17 protein-coding genes, 1 tRNA gene and 1 rRNA gene are annotated in these 18,159 nt (G+C 40.8%); 6 read left to right on the forward strand and 13 right to left on the reverse strand.

Annotated elements, in window-relative coordinates; translation table 11 throughout:
* Positions 1-187: 187 nt before the first annotated feature.
* From G8D99_RS09070 to G8D99_RS09095, 6 genes are all read right to left on the reverse strand, one after another.
* Positions 188-263, reverse strand: a tRNA-Ala gene (locus G8D99_RS09070).
* A 211-nt stretch (positions 264-474) separates the two neighbouring features.
* Positions 475-2,012, reverse strand: a 16S ribosomal RNA gene (locus tag G8D99_RS09075).
* A 556-nt stretch (positions 2,013-2,568) separates the two neighbouring features.
* The gene (locus G8D99_RS09080; protein WP_166324771.1) at positions 2,569-4,152 is read right to left on the reverse strand and encodes a GMC oxidoreductase; all 1,584 of its coding nucleotides are present in this window, start codon (positions 4,150-4,152) and stop codon (positions 2,569-2,571) included.
* Complete coding sequence (locus G8D99_RS09085; RefSeq protein ID WP_166324774.1) at positions 4,149-4,607, reverse strand: hypothetical protein; 459 nt, start codon at positions 4,605-4,607, stop codon at positions 4,149-4,151. Before G8D99_RS09085 ends, G8D99_RS09080 begins: the two co-directional genes overlap by 4 nt.
* Positions 4,608-4,980: 373 nt before the next feature.
* Positions 4,981-5,604 carry a YidB family protein gene (locus G8D99_RS09090; RefSeq protein WP_166324777.1) on the reverse strand — a complete coding sequence of 208 codons (624 nt, stop codon included), beginning with the start codon at positions 5,602-5,604 and terminating at the stop codon, positions 4,981-4,983.
* 108 nt (positions 5,605-5,712) lie between these two features.
* Positions 5,713-6,180 (reverse strand): DUF6231 family protein, encoded by a 468-nt coding sequence (locus tag G8D99_RS09095; RefSeq protein WP_166324780.1) that lies wholly within the window; start codon positions 6,178-6,180, stop codon positions 5,713-5,715.
* A 31-nt stretch (positions 6,181-6,211) separates the two neighbouring features.
* On the opposite strand from G8D99_RS09095, the gene G8D99_RS09100 reads away from it, so the two are divergent.
* Entirely contained in the window at positions 6,212-7,081 is an 870-nt protein-coding gene (locus tag G8D99_RS09100; protein ID WP_166324783.1) for a DUF2797 domain-containing protein, read from the forward strand.
* A 54-nt stretch (positions 7,082-7,135) separates the two neighbouring features.
* Here the strand turns inward: G8D99_RS09100 and lpxB are convergent, their stop codons facing one another.
* Positions 7,136-8,308 (reverse strand): lipid-A-disaccharide synthase, encoded by a 1,173-nt coding sequence (gene lpxB / locus G8D99_RS09105; protein WP_166324786.1) that lies wholly within the window; start codon positions 8,306-8,308, stop codon positions 7,136-7,138.
* Between the two features lie 110 nt (positions 8,309-8,418).
* The gene (locus G8D99_RS09110) at positions 8,419-9,453 is read right to left on the reverse strand and encodes a tetratricopeptide repeat protein (protein ID WP_166324789.1); all 1,035 of its coding nucleotides are present in this window, start codon (positions 9,451-9,453) and stop codon (positions 8,419-8,421) included.
* Between the two features lie 232 nt (positions 9,454-9,685).
* On the opposite strand from G8D99_RS09110, the gene G8D99_RS09115 reads away from it, so the two are divergent.
* The 3 genes from G8D99_RS09115 (at position 9,686) to G8D99_RS09125 (ending at position 12,390) form a co-directional block, all read left to right on the forward strand.
* Positions 9,686-10,576 carry a sulfite exporter TauE/SafE family protein gene (locus G8D99_RS09115; RefSeq protein WP_166324792.1) on the forward strand — a complete coding sequence of 297 codons (891 nt, stop codon included), beginning with the start codon at positions 9,686-9,688 and terminating at the stop codon, positions 10,574-10,576.
* Positions 10,577-10,718: 142 nt separating this feature from the next.
* Positions 10,719-11,810 carry a 3-deoxy-7-phosphoheptulonate synthase gene (locus G8D99_RS09120; RefSeq protein WP_166324795.1) on the forward strand — a complete coding sequence of 364 codons (1,092 nt, stop codon included), beginning with the start codon at positions 10,719-10,721 and terminating at the stop codon, positions 11,808-11,810.
* 55 nt (positions 11,811-11,865) lie between these two features.
* Positions 11,866-12,390, forward strand: a complete 525-nt coding sequence (locus tag G8D99_RS09125; protein WP_166324798.1) for a protein tyrosine phosphatase family protein — start codon at positions 11,866-11,868, stop codon at positions 12,388-12,390.
* Positions 12,391-12,455: 65 nt separating this feature from the next.
* On the opposite strand, the gene ispF is transcribed toward G8D99_RS09125, so the two are convergent.
* Entirely contained in the window at positions 12,456-12,944 is a 489-nt protein-coding gene (gene ispF, locus G8D99_RS09130) for a 2-C-methyl-D-erythritol 2,4-cyclodiphosphate synthase (RefSeq protein WP_166324801.1), read from the reverse strand.
* A gap of 99 nt (positions 12,945-13,043) precedes the next feature.
* Between ispF and G8D99_RS09135 the strand changes: the two genes are divergently transcribed.
* Positions 13,044-13,697, forward strand: coding sequence for an A1S_1983 family putative colistin resistance protein (locus G8D99_RS09135; RefSeq protein ID WP_166324804.1), 654 nt, complete (start codon positions 13,044-13,046; stop codon positions 13,695-13,697).
* Between the two features lie 114 nt (positions 13,698-13,811).
* Here G8D99_RS09135 and G8D99_RS09140 read toward each other — a convergent pair whose 3' ends face one another.
* From G8D99_RS09140 to G8D99_RS09155, 4 genes are all read right to left on the reverse strand, one after another.
* Positions 13,812-14,663, reverse strand: a complete 852-nt coding sequence (locus tag G8D99_RS09140; RefSeq protein ID WP_166324807.1) for a DMT family transporter — start codon at positions 14,661-14,663, stop codon at positions 13,812-13,814.
* Positions 14,664-14,748: 85 nt separating this feature from the next.
* A complete protein-coding gene (gene fba / locus G8D99_RS09145) occupies positions 14,749-15,786 on the reverse strand; it encodes a class II fructose-bisphosphate aldolase (protein WP_166324810.1) in 1,038 nt (345 codons plus the stop codon).
* A 138-nt stretch (positions 15,787-15,924) separates the two neighbouring features.
* Positions 15,925-16,203, reverse strand: a complete 279-nt coding sequence (locus G8D99_RS09150) for a hypothetical protein (protein WP_166324813.1) — start codon at positions 16,201-16,203, stop codon at positions 15,925-15,927.
* A gap of 205 nt (positions 16,204-16,408) precedes the next feature.
* Positions 16,409-17,596, reverse strand: coding sequence for a phosphoglycerate kinase (locus G8D99_RS09155; RefSeq protein ID WP_166324816.1), 1,188 nt, complete (start codon positions 17,594-17,596; stop codon positions 16,409-16,411).
* 140 nt (positions 17,597-17,736) lie between these two features.
* Between G8D99_RS09155 and G8D99_RS09160 the strand changes: the two genes are divergently transcribed.
* Complete coding sequence (locus tag G8D99_RS09160; RefSeq protein ID WP_166324819.1) at positions 17,737-18,120, forward strand: DUF2237 family protein; 384 nt, start codon at positions 17,737-17,739, stop codon at positions 18,118-18,120.
* Positions 18,121-18,159: the final 39 nt, after the last annotated feature.

Below are 18,159 nucleotides of genomic sequence, written 5' to 3' on the forward strand. Positions count from 1 at the left end.
AATGATTGTCTACGTCCTCATCGGAGCGCAGCAACTGTGATAAATCACAGAAGTTAACAAGACGCGCATTATACGCAATTTCTTACTAATTTCTATAATCTAACCAACTGATCGCTTACTCAGTGCTCGAAGTATAACTTCTCGCTTAAATTTTAAGGAAAAGCAGTGCTTTTCTGATCTTAAAATTTGGTGGAGACTAGGAGAGTCGAACTCCTGACCTCCTGCGTGCAAAGCAGGCGCTCTACCAACTAAGCTAAGTCCCCAGCTTATCATATAGATTCGATATATCTTTACGTTCTGTTCGCTTCAGTATTTTCATACTGCGTTAGTCAGATAGTGGTGGGTCTGACAAGACTTGAACTTGTGACCCCACGCTTATCAAGCGTGTGCTCTAACCAACTGAGCTACAGACCTCAGATACATCTTCATGAAGAACAACTTGTTGTGGATTCTTACCGATCGTCAATCTTTCGTTAAGGAGGTGATCCAGCCGCAGGTTCCCCTACGGCTACCTTGTTACGACTTCACCCCAGTCATCGGCCACACCGTGGTAAGCGTCCTCCTTGCGGTTAGACTACCTACTTCTGGTGCAACAAACTCCCATGGTGTGACGGGCGGTGTGTACAAGGCCCGGGAACGTATTCACCGCGGCATTCTGATCCGCGATTACTAGCGATTCCGACTTCATGGAGTCGAGTTGCAGACTCCAATCCGGACTACGATCGGCTTTTTGAGATTAGCATCCTATCGCTAGGTAGCAACCCTTTGTACCGACCATTGTAGCACGTGTGTAGCCCTGGTCGTAAGGGCCATGATGACTTGACGTCGTCCCCGCCTTCCTCCAGTTTGTCACTGGCAGTATCCTTAAAGTTCCCGGCTTAACCCGCTGGCAAATAAGGAAAAGGGTTGCGCTCGTTGCGGGACTTAACCCAACATCTCACGACACGAGCTGACGACAGCCATGCAGCACCTGTATCAGAGTTCCCGAAGGCACCAATCCATCTCTGGAAAGTTCTCTGTATGTCAAGACCAGGTAAGGTTCTTCGCGTTGCATCGAATTAAACCACATGCTCCACCGCTTGTGCGGGCCCCCGTCAATTCATTTGAGTTTTAGTCTTGCGACCGTACTCCCCAGGCGGTCTACTTATCGCGTTAGCTGCGCCACTAAAGTCTCAAAGACCCCAACGGCTAGTAGACATCGTTTACGGCATGGACTACCAGGGTATCTAATCCTGTTTGCTCCCCATGCTTTCGTACCTCAGTGTCAGTATTAGGCCAGATGGCTGCCTTCGCCATCGGTATTCCTCCAGATCTCTACGCATTTCACCGCTACACCTGGAATTCTACCATCCTCTCCCATACTCTAGCCAACCAGTATCGAATGCAATTCCCAAGTTAAGCTCGGGGATTTCACATTTGACTTAATTGGCCACCTACGCACGCTTTACGCCCAGTAAATCCGATTAACGCTCGCACCCTCTGTATTACCGCGGCTGCTGGCACAGAGTTAGCCGGTGCTTATTCTGCGAGTAACGTCCACTATCTCTGGGTATTAACCAAAGTAGCCTCCTCCTCGCTTAAAGTGCTTTACAACCAAAAGGCCTTCTTCACACACGCGGCATGGCTGGATCAGGGTTGCCCCCATTGTCCAATATTCCCCACTGCTGCCTCCCGTAGGAGTCTGGGCCGTGTCTCAGTCCCAGTGTGGCGGATCATCCTCTCAGACCCGCTACAGATCGTCGCCTTGGCAGGCCTTTACCCCACCAACTAGCTAATCCGACTTAGGCTCATCCATTAACGCAAGGTCCGAAGATCCCCTGCTTTCCCCCGTAGGGCGTATGCGGTATTAGCAGTCGTTTCCAACTGTTGTCCCCCATTAATGGGCAGATTCCTAAGCATTACTCACCCGTCCGCCGCTGAATCCAGTAGCAAGCTACTTTCATCCGCTCGACTTGCATGTGTTAAGCCTGCCGCCAGCGTTCAATCTGAGCCATGATCAAACTCTTCAGTTTAAAATCAGTAGTGCCTAAAGGACACCAATCTTGGCTCATCAATTTTCTGACAAATATTTCTCAAATAAACTTCGAGTAATTTCTACCATCAATCAATGAAAATAATTTCGATCAATCAACCAGTAAAATCCACACAAGTTGTTCTTCATAATCTCTTAATGATCTTCTTGCTCTTCGTCAGAGACAAGTTCAACGCAAAACATCTAACAACTTAACCTATTCAGCTAAGTTCGTTTGCTGTATCGCGTCGGGATGCTGCGTATTCTATACAGTTTCAAACCAAGCACAACCCCTATTTTCATTTAATTTAATCGGGTGTTTATTTTTTAAACCAAATATCCATAAAATCTAGTTTTACGGTGATTTAATCATCAAGTTGGTCGAATTAATTTGATTTATTGTCTGTAGATAATCAATTTAGCATGCGACTCTAAGCTGCAATTGCTGTTTTTGAGAATAAGTTATTCGAACTACTATTCATGAATCAAATGATTCACTCTCTCAAAATACTCAATTAGGCTTTGAGGATAGAAACAACGAGGAGCGTGTTTACTGTTTACTCTAAAGGCTGTGAAAATTTTGCAGAAAAGCGTTCTGCCAAAGCGGTAATGGTTAAACTTGGATTCACGCCCACATTGACAGGTATCGCACTTCCATCCACCACATACAGGTTAGGATAGCCAAATACCGCATGATTGGCATCGATCACGCCTTCATTGGGGATTTCAGCCATCACCGCACCACCGAGTAAATGCGCGGTCACTGATAAATTGCCGACACTTTCTAAAAGGACATTATGCGGTTGTCCACCACTCACTTCAGCATAAATCTGAGCGGCTTGATTGGCACGTGCCAAATAGGAGGGTGATCGCTCTCCTACCGAAATTTGAGACTTGAGTGATTTACGAAATCCTTTTAACAGTGATCGACCATAACTAAATTTAAGTTGATTGTCTGCCTGTTGCATGACGGTCAGTACAGTGACTTTTTTATACCAATTTTTTGTACGCCATACTTTTGAACTCCTGATCGGATGCAGCAGCATTTGAGTCAACACTTTAAGCGCACGTCTGAATGGCTGCTCACCACTTATCAACGGCCCCATATAAAACTTCATAAATTCATAACTTTCAGGAAAGCGATTTTGAGTGATATGGGTTTGATCATCGGGATGGAAATGACTCGAGATAGTCGTACCCTGTGTGACATCGGTCTGTTCATCATTCGATAAAATGCTTACGATGGCTTCGCTATTGGTTCGTACATGTTCCCCAAGTTGCGCTGAAATATTGGGTAAAGTTTTATAATCATCACGTGATGCAAATAAAATTTCTAATGTTCCAATTACCCCTGCGGACAGGATCACCATTTTAGCTGTCCGTGGCTGTTGTGGATTTTTTTTCCAAGGGTGTTTGCGATGAATGCGATAACCATCTGCATAGCATTCCACATGGGTCACTTTAGATTCAGCAATAATTTCCACGCCTAATTGTTCAGCTAGATAAAGATAATTTTGATCGAGGCTATTCTTTGCACCTTGCGCACAACCGGTAATGCATTGACCACATTGATTACAACCACGGCGTTCAGGCCCCTTCCCATCTAGCAAAGGATCTGCAACAAACTGATCAGGGTTTCCAAAGAATATTCCTTGCGGGACCGTGCCGTAAGTATGTTGAGCCTTCATACGAATCGCAGTTTTTTCTAACCATGCATCTTGTATACCTTTATAGGGGTTATTGGCGACACCAAGCATTTTCTTCGCTGTTTGATAATAAGGTGCCAATTCCTTTGACCAATCGTCACTGAGGTTTTTCCAGGTTGGATCTTGATAAAAGCGTTCGCCCGGCTCGAGTAACACCGCAGCATAGACCACACTGCCCCCACCGACTGCAATTCCTCGTACCACGCCCATATGTTGATAAATATCTTGTGCTAAAAATCCATAGCGTCCTAGCGCAGGTGCCCATGTTAAATATTTACTATTTTTTCCTGCTCGCGAGAGATCCTCAGGTGTGAGTCGTCTACCTTGTTCTAAAACACACACTTTATAGCCTTTTTCTGCCAAACGTAACGCAGAAACACTTCCCCCAAAACCTGAGCCCACGATGAGCACATCATAATCAAAGATTTCACTCATGATTCACGACTTAGAATAAAGGGAAAAGAAAAATGCTTTAAAACAGGTAGATTGATCACGGTCATACACAAGAAGGTATTCTGATCAAGGGTGCGCATTTCATCGATGACCCAACGCCAAGGTACAACTGCATCATCCCTATACTGCAAGGCAACACTGCGTTTTCCATCGATCAACGACGTGACCGCACTACAACGCATGTGCAGCTTTTCAGACACACCCTGTTTATTTTGAATGATATTGGTGGCATGAAAAGGATCGAGGAATTTTTTTCCCTGCCATCCACCGAGACCACTGAGTGCAATACTGGGCATCGCACTAACACGTAGCCACCATGGACCGATAAATGAGGCACGAAAAAAACCTTGACGCAGCTCCTCAGAAACAGGGTCTAAATTTTTAAATACCTCACGGATCTGACTTAAAGATGCTTTTGCTAATGAATCCATCTGCATGACTTGAAACTCTCCATAGATTCAAGAACCACGATTTACGTAATGCTTTCCAAGCTAAAGTGATATATTTTTTATGTTGTTAAGCGCTTATTCTGATTAATTATTATGCATACTTATAAATTAAACCCAAGCGCTTTCAATAGAAAATTAAGCGATTACCTTACCTAATGCTCAGTTTATAGAATTAGTGTGATTTAAATCTAATTGCTTGAGATTTATATTTAGGTTGAGTGATATTTATATAACGAAACTACATTAACCCCAAAAAGTTGATTCATGCTTAGGTTAAATCAAATTCAAACAATTAGTTTAAGCAAGAAAAAACCAACTTAAATCAAGTTGGTTTTTTTCATGCAATATATTGCAATCCAGCTTATTTTTTCAAAAAGGCTGAAACCAAATTCAATACATTTTGAATATCTGAATTTGCTTCATGATGATCCGTTTCACCTGCTTTCGGTGTTAACGAGTCAATAATTTCAGGCAATACCGATGAAATCGCGCCATAGACTTGGTTGGTCGGGACTTGCGCTTGCTGTGCAACTTGCTCAACCTCATTTTGATCAAATAAATTCTGAACCGCTTGTTCATTTATATTGGCGTTAGCACCAGGACCTGTTGATACCCAATCATCAACTTGGCTCGTTAAACCTTGTCCTTTGAGTTTATCTAAGGCACCTTGCAGACCGCCATTTTTTTGAATCCATGCCAATACAATCGGCACAACTGCAATTAGTAACGACTGAGCATTAAAACCACTTGATTGTTGAGCAGGCGCATGTTGTTGACCACCAGTCAAATTACCCAACACTGAACCTAAAATCCCGCCCAAACCACCTTGTTGTTGGGTTTGTTGTGGCTGTTGAGATTGATTGCCCAAATTACCCAACACTGAACCTAAAATACCACCCAAACCACCTTGAGATTGAGCATTCGATTGCTGACCGCCAAGCGCTTGCTTCGCTAAAATTTCCACGATATTGCTTAAATTTGTCATATTCTTATCCTGAATAAAAATCGCTATACAGAGCGAATGTCTTATTTATAAATGATTTATTGGTTTGCATTGTTGTATTTTGATGATGTTAGAACACTACTGCTTATTTTACCAACGGAATTTATTCCAATTTTCCGGATTTGCCCAAAATTTAGAATTAAACCAATCGGGTACATGCTTATAGGTCAGAATATTGAATTGCCAAAGTGCAAAATCTTGATCATGCTTAGTCTTGTCAATGAGTTGGGTAAAACCCAAACTTCGCATCAATTGTTCGTCCTTTAGTGCAGTCACCACTACGATCCGTTTTGCCATTAAGTCCCTTAACTTGACCAGTAATTGAGATTTCTGTATCCCGGCTAAATCTTTAAACTCATCTGTGTCCATCAACACGAAACCCAAATCATAACGCTGCGTAAAAGGAAGCATTAAAAACTCAGTTACGCTAAAATATGTCCACTGAATTAATTGATGATGGTCTGGGTTTAAATTCTGCCCTAGACATAATGCAGTTTGAATTGGCTGTTCTTTAGATAAATCGTCTAGCATTGACGTGATGACATTTTTCTCAGCCATAACTGCACCTTAATATTGCGAGAGTATTGAAATGGAACTACACGGCATTTGCCATAAAATGCATGCAGGTTTAAGCAACCTAAGTGTAACTGAACAACAAACACATCAGGCAAATGTAGAATATAAATTTATTTTAGATCGTTCAGAAGTCGATTTTCCGTTCAACTTAGGGCAAGAGATCGAGATTGAAGCTACAGGCAATATTTACTGTGTGTCTTGCGGGACCAAAACCCCAAAATCTTATTCACAAGGTCATTGCTTTAAATGCATGAAAACCAAAGCTTCTTGTGATATGTGTATCATGAAGCCAGAAACCTGTCACTACCATTTAGGCACCTGTCGTGAAGAAAGCTTTGCACAAGAAGTGTGTTTTCAACCGCATATTGTGTATTTGGCCAATTCAAGTGCACTCAAAGTTGGGATTACTCGCTTAGGGCAAATGCCAACCCGCTGGCTCGATCAAGGTGCGACTCAAGCACTCCCGATTATGAAAGTCGGTTCACGTCGTTTATCAGGTCAAATGGAGGTGATGTTTGGCGCTGAAGTGGCTGACAAAACCGATTGGCGCAAACTGCTCAAAGGTGAAGCTCAGCCTTTAAATTTGATTGAAATTCGAGATGAATTGCTCGATTCATTTGCCCCGCAAATTGAATTGATTCGTGACGAATTCAGCATGAGCTTAGATTTTAATGAAAACGTCGAAATTTTGGAAAATGAATTACCGCGTGAATTTATTTATCCAGTTGAGCAATATCCTGAAAAAATCAAATCACATAATTTGGATAAAACGCCGATCATTCGAGGAAAATTACACGGAATTAAAGGTCAGTATTTAATTCTGGATACAGGTGTAATCAACATTCGAAAATACACAGGTTATGAGATCAAGATCCGCGCTTAATGATCTTTAACCCATAAAAAAGCGACTCAATTGAGTCGCTTTTTTATGCAAGAACTATTGAATCAGTTTTAAAATTTCACTGACAGGATCTTCACTGTTATCTGCCAATAATTGCTTATGCATGGTCAGCAATTGCATCGATTGAATCTTAGATTTTTCAATATCCATTAAACTTTCAATTTCAGCGGCTAATTTTTCAGGCGTTGCATTGCTTTGAATCAGCTCCTCAATGACTTTTTTGCCAGCAATGATATTTGGTAAAGAATAATAAGGAATTTTCACCAATAACCTGGCAATAAAATAAGTTAGGCGATTGAGCTTATAGAAGGTCACCATAGGACGATGTAACAACATTGCCTCTAAGGTTGCAGTCCCCGATGCCAATGCCACAATGTCACTAGCATCCATGACCATACGCCCAATTTTTGATTCAGTGTCTATATTTTCAAGCAATTGAATCTTGTTTTTTAAGTCTTGAGGGTAAGTGTCAAGCAGACTTTCAATTTGCTGTTTTCGCGCATCATTGATCGCTGGAATTATAAATTGATACTCAGGATGTTTCTTAGAGACCAATGCCGCAGCATCCAACACCAAAGGTCCGAGTTTTTCAATTTCACCACGACGACTCCCCGGCAGCAGCGCTATATGTTTTTGCTGAAGATTCAGTCCGAGTGCCTGTTTGGCATCCATCAATGCATTTTTCAAAGGCAATTGGCTTGCCAATGGATGCCCGACAAATGCGGCATTCACCTGATATTTTTCATAGAAGGCTTTTTCAAATGGGAATAAACACAGCACCAAGTCAATAGTCGCTTTAATCCCATGCACACGGCCTTGACGCCACGCCCAAACCGACGGACTGACATATTGAACGGTTTTAATCGGTAGATTTTTTTGTTTAATGCTTTTTGATAGACGCAAATTAAAATCAGGTGCATCAATCCCAATAAAAATATCAACAGGATTAGCAGTCCATGTCTCAATTAAACCATCACGTACGGCGAAAAGCTTTTTGATATCTTTCAGGACTTCGACAATTCCCATGACAGACAGAATATCCATCGGATAATAGCTTTTGAAGCCTTCCGCAATCATTTGTGGACCGCCAATGCCTTCAAATTCAGCATCAATCCCTTGTTCTCGAAAACGTCGAATCAGTTTTGCACCTAAAGTATCACCTGATACTTCACCAACCACGATGCCTATTTTTAATTTGGACGAAATCAATGAATTTTACTCAAGTTTAAAATCTTCAGCAGTTTAACATGTCCGACAAATGAATGACCATGCAACTCGTATGCATTTAAATCACTGTGCAATTGAATGTTTTAAAATATTCAAAGTTTTAACTTTTCAAAATTTGCTTTCAGTGTCGGATTCTGAAGTTGTTCAGCATATTCAATCCATTGATCTAAATCACTTTGTTTTGCGTTCTTTAAAATCTTGTTTCGATCTAATAATTTAGCAATAGCGTCAAGGGCTAATTCAGAATTCACTTGGACTGCTTTTTCATAATATTCGTAGGCTGTTTCCACATTCTTATCAACACCACGCCCTTCTTCAAATAATATACCCAATATATAATGTGCATTTGGATTATTCTGTTCGGATGCAGCATGTAAATAATGAGCTGCATTTTGTTCATCTAAATAATCATCTTCGGTCAAATAAATATAGCCAAGGTTCAAAAGTGCATCTGAGTCATTCTGATCAGCAGCTTTATTGTACCAGTCGATGGCTTGTGTAATATCCTTTTTAACCCCTTTGCCTTTATGATAAAGGTAACCCAATGCAAATTGCGCATCAGAATAGTCATCTTTTGCTGAAAGACGATATAAAGCTATCGCTTTTTTAGGATCGGGCGACACACCAATCCCGTAATCATACAGTTTTCCTAATAAATATTTAGCAACTGTTCCACCAAATTGAGCTGATGTGGGGTTTTTTTCTATTTCCAGGGATTTTGTTGCCCATAGAAAGGCTTCATTGGGGTTATAAATTGGAGTGTTCGGAATTATTAACCAGTCCACCAACAGGTTTATTGATTCTATTAAATCTTGATTGGCATTTTTTAATATTATTTTTTTGGCTTCAGCATAGTTTTGATCTACCCCCTCTCCATTGGCATATTTTATAGCAAGATTCTTTATCGCTCGAGTTTCACCTTGATCTGCAGATTTGCGATACCATTCAATCGCATTTTTATGATTTTGCTCAACTTCTTCACCCTGATCATAGGCATAACCCACATAAAATTGTGAAAAAGAATCACCTTCTTTCGCACTTTCCAACATACTTTTAAAATATTCTTCATCTGCATGAACGATCAAAGCCAGGTGGAGCAAAAATATAAGGGCTAGAATTTTTTTCATTTTAAGTCTCTAATTTTATAATATTGAATTTTTATCAATTCGTTTTTACTGACCCAGTATAAAAGTGCTCACCATAAATTAACAATCAATTTTTAAGCAAAGCTAAACTTACTTCATTGTTTATAATTCAACTTCTTTAGCATTTTTTGGAATAAGTAAATCAATAATCAAGACAACTACTTATCTTTAAAAGTCATAAGATAAGCGCGTTTTTAGATATTGGCATATATAGATGTTTGGACCTTTAGAATTTATTTTAGCTGGCGTGCTAGTTGGTTTTTGTGTCGGCATTACAGGTGTCGGTGGTGGTTCTTTAATGACGCCAATTCTAATCACCTTATTACGTGTTGAACCGCATATCGCGATTGGCACAGATCTTCTCTATGCTGCTATTTCTAAATTTTGTGGTTCTTTGGTTCATGCCAAAAAAATGAATATTGTCTGGCCCATTGTGATTTGGCTGGCAGTAGGCAGTATCCCTGCTTCTTTTGCAACGCATTGGGTGTTAGATAACTTCCTCAGTCAATCCACGCATTACAAATCTGTCCTCACTATGGTACTCGGTTTCATGTTGACATTGACGGGCGCGTCGATTGTATTTCGTGCACAAGTTGAAAAGTTCTTTAATAAATACCGCAAGCAAGAATCGACCGATTTAACCTTTGATATGGAAAAAGTGAAACAGCAAGCCAAAGACAAGCGTTTCTATATTATCTTTATGGGCATCGTTTTAGGTATCTTTGTGACCTTGTCTTCTGTCGGCGCAGGTGCTTTCGGTATTATGGCATTGATCTTAATGTTCCCGAATTTGCCCATGATTCGTATTATCGGTTCAGACGTGGTGCATGCGGTATTACTTACACTTGTCGCTGGTTTAGGTCATATGAGCTCAGGGAATGTCGATTTCACATTACTCGGTTGGTTACTCTGTGGCTCGATTCCTGCCATTGTGATCGGTACTTTAATCAGCTCACGTATGCCTGAGAAATTTATCCGTAAAGTTTTGGGGATTACCTTGTTCTGTCTAGGCATCAATTTCATTGTGAATCCAGTGAAATCTAAACCTGTAAAAGCAGCTGAGCCTGTAGCAACGATGCAGGTGGAAAAAGCACAGTCTATTTAAGCTAACTATTTAATCTAACTATGTGATTGATCACTTTTTCTTGAAGGATGTATTCGTCTTTTTTATAACAAAGTGACCTGTTAATCATGTTATATTCAAGCAACTAACAATATCTACGTATCTTCTAATACCAGTGACGGCAATGAATACACAACAGTCTAATAGCATTACACAATCTGAAATTAATGATGTGAATGTGCAAAGTTTTCAACCTCTTGTTCCACCGGCACAGCTCAAAGCAGAGCTTCCTCTGAATGAAAAAGCCTATCAAACTGTGCTTAATGGTCGCGAAACTGTTCGTCGAATTTTAGATGGTGATGATAAACGTCTGTTTGTAGTGATTGGACCATGTTCAATTCATGACGTCGAAGCTGCGCATGACTATGCAGATCGGTTAAAAGTGTTAAGCGAAAAAGTGAAAGATACGCTTTATATTATTATGCGTGTGTATTTTGAAAAACCGCGTACCACGGTCGGCTGGAAAGGTCTGATCAATGACCCTGATATGAACGACTCATTTAACATTGAAAAAGGCTTACGTTTAGGTCGTAAACTTTTACTCGAATTGAATGAAAAGGGTTTGCCCTGTGCCACTGAAGCACTCGATCCGAATTCACCACAGTATTATCAAGATTTAATTTCATGGTCTGCCATTGGCGCACGAACTACTGAGAGCCAAACACACCGTGAAATGTCTTCCGGTCTTTCATCCCCAGTGGGCTTTAAAAATGGTACCGATGGCGGTTTAACCGTTGCAACCAATGCCATGCAATCGGTTAAACATGGTCATAGCTTCTTGGGTCTAAACGATCAAGGTCAAGTGTCTGTGATTCGTACCAAAGGCAATCCATATGCACACGTGGTATTGCGTGGTGGTAATGGCAAGCCCAACTATGATGCGGGTTCTGTGGCAGAAGCTGAAAATGCATTGGCGAAAGCGAAAGTCAGCAACAAAATTATGATTGATGCCAGTCACGCCAATTCTAATAAAGACCCGTACCTCCAACCGCTTGTTCTGAAAAACATTACCGAACAAATTTTAGAAGGCAATAAATCAATCGTGGGTATTATGGTTGAGAGCCATTTAAAAGGCGGTCGACAAGATATTCCTGAAAATCTTTGCGATTTAGAGTATGGTAAGTCAGTAACAGATGGTTGTATTGATTGGGAAACCACTGAGAAAGTACTGCTTGAAATGGATGCAGCACTGAAAGATGTCCTTCCCAACCGATAAAGAATGACGAACGCCATCGTCAGATGGCGTTTTTTTTGGGTGTAGAAGAATTTATATGAATAACCTTGAAACAGAATTAAGTCATATTCCTCAATTTCAATTTGTTCATGAGCATCTATTCAGCTCAGGTCAGCCTTCCGCTGAGCAATTTAAACAAATCAAAGAATATGGTGTGGACACCGTTATTAATTTGGCTTTTACCGATGCTGAATTGCACCTTGAAAATGAAGATAAAGTATGTGCTGAACTGGGCTTGAACTATATTCAAGTGCCGATTTTGTGGGAACAACCCACCGATGAACAATGTTTATTTGTGCTAGATCTGATTGATCATTTGGTACAAAACAAGATGGTCTGGATTCACTGCACTGAGAATAATCAATGTAGCTGTTTGATGTATTTATATCGTCAATACTTTATGGATATGGATCTGCCTACAGCACAAGAACTCATGCATCAAATTTGGGAACCGAATGAAACATGGACCGGTCTAATTCATGCCGTGTCTTTGCAACTGCAAGGTCGTAAAGCGACTTTAGATTTGCAACATTCTCTGATGCATGCCGATCAATTTTCATAAAATACAATGCTAGTAGAAAGGCGCTTCAATTGAGCGCCTTTCTTTTTTTGTAGTTTTCATCAAGCTTAAGCTTGATGGATAATGAGTACCGTAGCAGTTGATAAAATCCCTTCCTGACGTCCAGTAAAGCCCAATTGTTCTGTTGTGGTGGCTTTAATGCTGATTTGATTGACATCCACTTGCAGGACATCGGCAATACTTTGGCGCATGCTTAAATTATGCTTCGCTAATTTTGGTCGTTCACACGCCACGGTAATATCTGCATTACCGAGCACATAGCCACGATCTTGAATCAACTGATAAACGTGTTTAAGTAGCTCACGACTGTCCGCACCTTTGAAATTTGGGTCTGTGTCTGGAAAATGTTGTCCGATATCCCCCAATGCTAAAGCACCGAGTAAGGCATCACAGAGCGCATGCAACACCACGTCACCATCTGAATGGGCTTTTAAGCCCTGTGTATGTGGAATTTGCACGCCTGCAAGCGTGACAAAATCACCTTCTTCAAAGGCATGTACATCAATCCCCTGACCAATACGAATGGGTGCGTTCACGTTGAACTCCTTTATACACATTTTATTCGAGAAATCTTGTATTCGTACTTTCTCTTTCGCTATAGTACGTATGCAAACATAGTGAAAGTATAAGCGATCATGTTGTTGAAAAACGTATCGAATTCGATGAAAACCATAGTTTCTGGGTTCTTTTTAAGCGCTTTAGGAACCATAACGCTTCATGCGCAACCCTTGCAGTGTGAAAGTAAAAATTCGCCTCAATACTTGGCTCAAATTTGCTCAGAAAAATTCAAAGACTTGCGTAAAGAACTGAATGAACTACAACATACTAGTTATTTGGTGACTGATGCCCCACTCAGATTGTTGGCAGATACGCATCAGCTCTGGTTTAATCGGATGCAACAGTGTAAAAATTCAGCGTGTTATAAACAGCAACTCAATTTAAGAATTGAAGATTTGAATTTTTATACATCCATGAATCAAAGCTTAACCCAACACTATCTTAAATTTGAACATGGTCAGATTGCTCAACAGCCGATTCAACTTAAAGTGCATCAATTGACTAAAGATCGTATCAAGATCGAAGGCTTCGCTTATCGTAATCCCAACAACCGCTTAGAATCACAAGCGATTCCCCTATTGGCTTACACCACACCTGATCAAAAAAATGAAATTTTGGACAATGAACATGACTGTAAATATCAGCTCAATTTCCAAAAGGCATTGCTAGTTGTGAACACAACTCAAAGTGGCTGTGAACGCTTTAAAGGGGTGTATCGTTTATACGATTAAGCTTCCCTAGAGCAAAGTATTACAACTACCTTTGATAGAGATAGATTACAGCCATTCCATGACATCTCATTGAAACACTTAGGCTATTTTATAAAATCTGATTAAGACCTGAAACTAAATTGCCAATGCTAGACAAATAACACCTGCAATTGCTAAACCCAAGCCAAGCATCGTCATTACATTGACTTTTTCTTTAAAAATTAAGCTTCCCGACACTACACCAAAAACCACGACCAAGATATTCATTCCTGCAAACACAATTGCAGGTGAATCTTTAAGTAACATATGCGCTTTGACATAAAGTGCAATGTTGGCAAAGTTTAATACACCTAAACTTAAACCTGCCAAAATATTATTTTTATTCCATTCGGTTTTACGGATAGTTAAATAAGCCATGGACAAAAGAAATGCAAAGATAAACATCAAGTTCAGTGAAACAGCAAATTGCAGTCCTAAACTGGTGGTGTATTTCAGTAAAATATCAACCAAGGCATAACCACCCCAGACTGCCAGTAAATATAGACTGGCTTTATGCGATTGCTGAGCGGATGATGTGCCACCTTTGGTAAAAACAATCATCAGTACCGCAATCAGTCCGATCGCAATGCCAAAAAACTTCAATGAACTAAAGGATTCATGAAATAAGAAATAGGCTGCAATTAAAGAAAGAACCACAGATAGTCGTTGTGCAACTTCCGTTTTTAAAATCCCTGCTGTTTCTAATGACTTTGCAAGGCATAAAAAGATACTCGGCAAAATCACACCTAGTGTTGCAATCAGCCACCACGGTGTTTGAACAAAGGACAAATGCACCAAATCAGGTTTAAACCAAAAAAAACACAATATACTTGCAGCAGCATAATTCCATGCAATCATTTGCAAAGGATCAAAGCCTTTGGTTTTACAGACTTTTAATAAGATCGAGACTAAAACACTGCACAGTGCCGCTGAAAAAATGAGTTCCATTCAATGCTCTTATTGTTGCTATTTCAGTTGAGATAAAAAAAGCCCACATTCAATGTGGGCTTTTCAGTATAAACAATTTTAACAATTATTTATAACGACTCACCATTTTCTCTAAAGAGATCGGGCGAATTTTGTCAGCGTTACCCGCTGTACCAAATGCTGTATAACGATCAACACAGATTTGCTTCATTGCATCAACAGTTGCAGAGAAGAATTTACGTGGATCAAATTCGCTTGGTTTTTCAGCCATCATACGGCGCATTGCACCAGTAGACGCTAAACGTAAATCAGTATCGATGTTAATTTTACGCACACCGTGCTTGATCGCTTCAACCAACTGTTCAACAGGAACACCATACGTTTCTTTGATGTCACCGCCAAATTCATTGATCACTGCCAACCATTCTTGTGGCACAGAGCTTGAACCATGCATAACAAGGTGCGTATTTGGCAACGCAGCATGAATCTCTTTAATACGGTCAATCGCTAGAATGTCACCTGTAGGTGGACGCGTGAATTTGTACGCACCGTGTGAAGTACCTACAGCAATCGCAAGTGCATCGACATTGGTATCCGCAACGAATGAACGTGCTTCTTCAACAGAGGTCAACAGTTGAGAATGGTCAAGAACGCCTTCAGCGCCTACGCCATCTTCTTCGCCCGCCATACCGGTTTCAAGGCTACCTAAGCAACCAATCTCACCTTCAACTGAAACGCCACACGCATGTGCCATTTGAACCGTACGACGAGTAACGTCTACGTTATATTCATAGGTCGTTGGTGTTTTACCGTCTGCACCTAAAGAACCATCCATCATCACTGATGAGAAGCCCAATTGGATTGAACGTTGGCAAACATCAGGATCTGTACCGTGATCTTGGTGCATTACCACTGGAATATGTGGCCACTCTTCGATTGCAGCCAAAATAAGATGACGTAAGAACGGTGCACCTGCATACTTACGAGCACCCGCAGATGCCTGTACAATTACAGGTGAATTCGTTTCGTCTGCGGCTAACATAATTGCGCGCATTTGTTCTAAGTTGTTTACGTTAAATGCTGGTACGCCGTAGTTGTGTTCGCCGGCGTGATCCAAGAGCTGGCGCAATGAAATAAGAGCCATAATTTCCTCCCAGGTAATGCCCCATATTCTACCCTGTGATCTGTTTCAATTCAGCAATAAATCACAGTATTTGAAAAAAAATCCCTGCTTTTGCAGGGACATTTAATTAAATTACAACATTTATGCCATATAAATCGCTTAATGTGCTGTATCAGTCTGTGCATCAACAGCAACAGTGGCTTGATCGGCTGGTGCATTTGCAACCGATTCAGGTACATCCGTATTCTTTTCATCAAGCACCGGTTGATCTAAAGCATCAATGGCTGTTTGCTGCTCTGGGGTCAATTTTTCTGTGCTTTGACTTTGTGCATCAGAGGTAGAGGTTTGTTGAGCTGCAGGTGCACTTTCCTGTTTAGAACAAGCCGTTAAAATGATTGGCGTAAATAAACAAACAAAAGCGATTGATTTTAAAGTCATACGATATCCAAAGATGATCTTCTATTTGAAGGTGAGTTTATTGCAGTATTATTTCATTTTTATGACTAAAAAAAGAACAACCCTTGTCTTTCAATCAGTTTTATTGCGTAAAAAAAGCTGGCATAGAGCCAGCTTTTTTCAAGAGATTTAATCTAGACATTCATTTTCATCAGTGAATGAAATCTAAATCCCTTCGAACGTTTAATTATGCACGTTCGATCAATGCCGCCACTGCCAGAAGTGTTTTACCTTCAACGAACTCAAGGAATGCACCACCACCAGTAGAGATATAACCAATTTTGTCAGCAACTTCGTATTTGTCGATTGCAGCCAAAGTATCACCACCACCTGCGATAGAGAAACCTTCAGATTCAGCAATGGCTAAAGACAATGCTTTGGTACCTTCACCGAACTGATCCACTTCGAACACACCCACTGGACCATTCCAAAGAATGGTTTTAGACGTTTTCAGAATTTCAGCAAATGCTTGAGCTGTTTCTGGACCTACATCTAGAATCATATCGTTATCAGTGACATCTTCAACTTTCTTCACCACTGCTTTCGCTTTTGCTAAAGAACCTAAGAAGTCTGCAAAATCGATTTCAGCTGCGTCAGCAACAACCACATCTGTAGGAAGTGGTACAGATACTTTGGCTGCAATCGCTTTTGCTGTATCGATCAAATCATTTTCACACAATGATTTACCGACATTGAAACCAGCCGCTGCTAAGAATGTATTGGCAATACCACCACCAACAATTAATTGGTCACAAATATCAGACAGTGAAGTCAATACATCAAGTTTAGTCGAAACTTTAGAACCTGCAACGATTGCAACCATTGGTTTCGCTGGCGTTTGTAAAGCACGACCCAATGCATCTAATTCAGCAGCCAACAATGGACCTGCAGCAGCCACTTTCGCTAAACGTGCAACACCCTCAGTTGATGCTTCAGCACGGTGTGCTGTACCAAATGCATCCATTACGAATACATCACAGAGTGCAGCATATTTTGCAGCCAATTCTGGATTATTTTTCTTTTCGCCTGCATTGAAACGGCAGTTTTCAAGAAGAACCACTTGACCTGGAGCAATATCAACACCGTCAAGGTATTCAGTAACCAATTTCACTTCTTGACCTAATGCTTCAGTTAAGTAAGCAGCAACGGGTGCAAGAGATTGTTCAGGCTTTGGCTCACCTTCAACTGGACGACCAAGGTGAGAATACACCATTACTGCTGCACCTTTTTCAATCGCAGCTTTAATGGTCGGCAATGCCGCACGTAAACGTGCATCACTGGTAATCACACCGTTTTTAACAGGAACGTTTAAATCTTCACGAATAAGAACACGCTTACCTGCCAAATCCAGGTCTGTCATACGCTGAAAGTTCATGTATAGCTCACTTTATAGATATCAAAATCGCGTAGATTCTAAATGATTATGTGAAAAAAAGTTAGCAACTTTTGCAGAAATGCTGTCGAAACCCGTGGATTTGATTATCATAATCACAGCTCAATCAAAATAGTATGATTATGTCCATTCATCCAGATCCAAAGATTAACCGTTTAAACGTGCTTGGCGAACCGTTGGCAAGCTGTTGTTATGATCCTATTACGGGATATTTCCGTAATGGTTTCTGTCATACCGCACCATCTGACCTTGGGCAGCATACGGTATGCGCGGAAATGACCTCTGAATTCTTAAGTTTTTCTCAGCGGATCGGCAATGATCTGACTACACCTTTACCTGAAGTCGGATTTCCAGGCTTAAAACCCGGTGATTTTTGGTGTATCTGTGTGACTCGTTGGGTCGAAGCCTACCAGGCAGATATGGCACCGAATGTAAAACTTCAGGCGTGTCACCAGTCCGTCCTTTCTTATGTCCCTTTAGACCTATTAATGGAATATGCGGTTTAAATATCCTAAATCGCATTACAACGCTATTCATCATAATGG

The sequence above is a fragment of the Acinetobacter lanii genome (assembly GCF_011578285.1).
In the GTDB taxonomy this organism is placed as follows: domain Bacteria; phylum Pseudomonadota; class Gammaproteobacteria; order Pseudomonadales; family Moraxellaceae; genus Acinetobacter; species Acinetobacter lanii.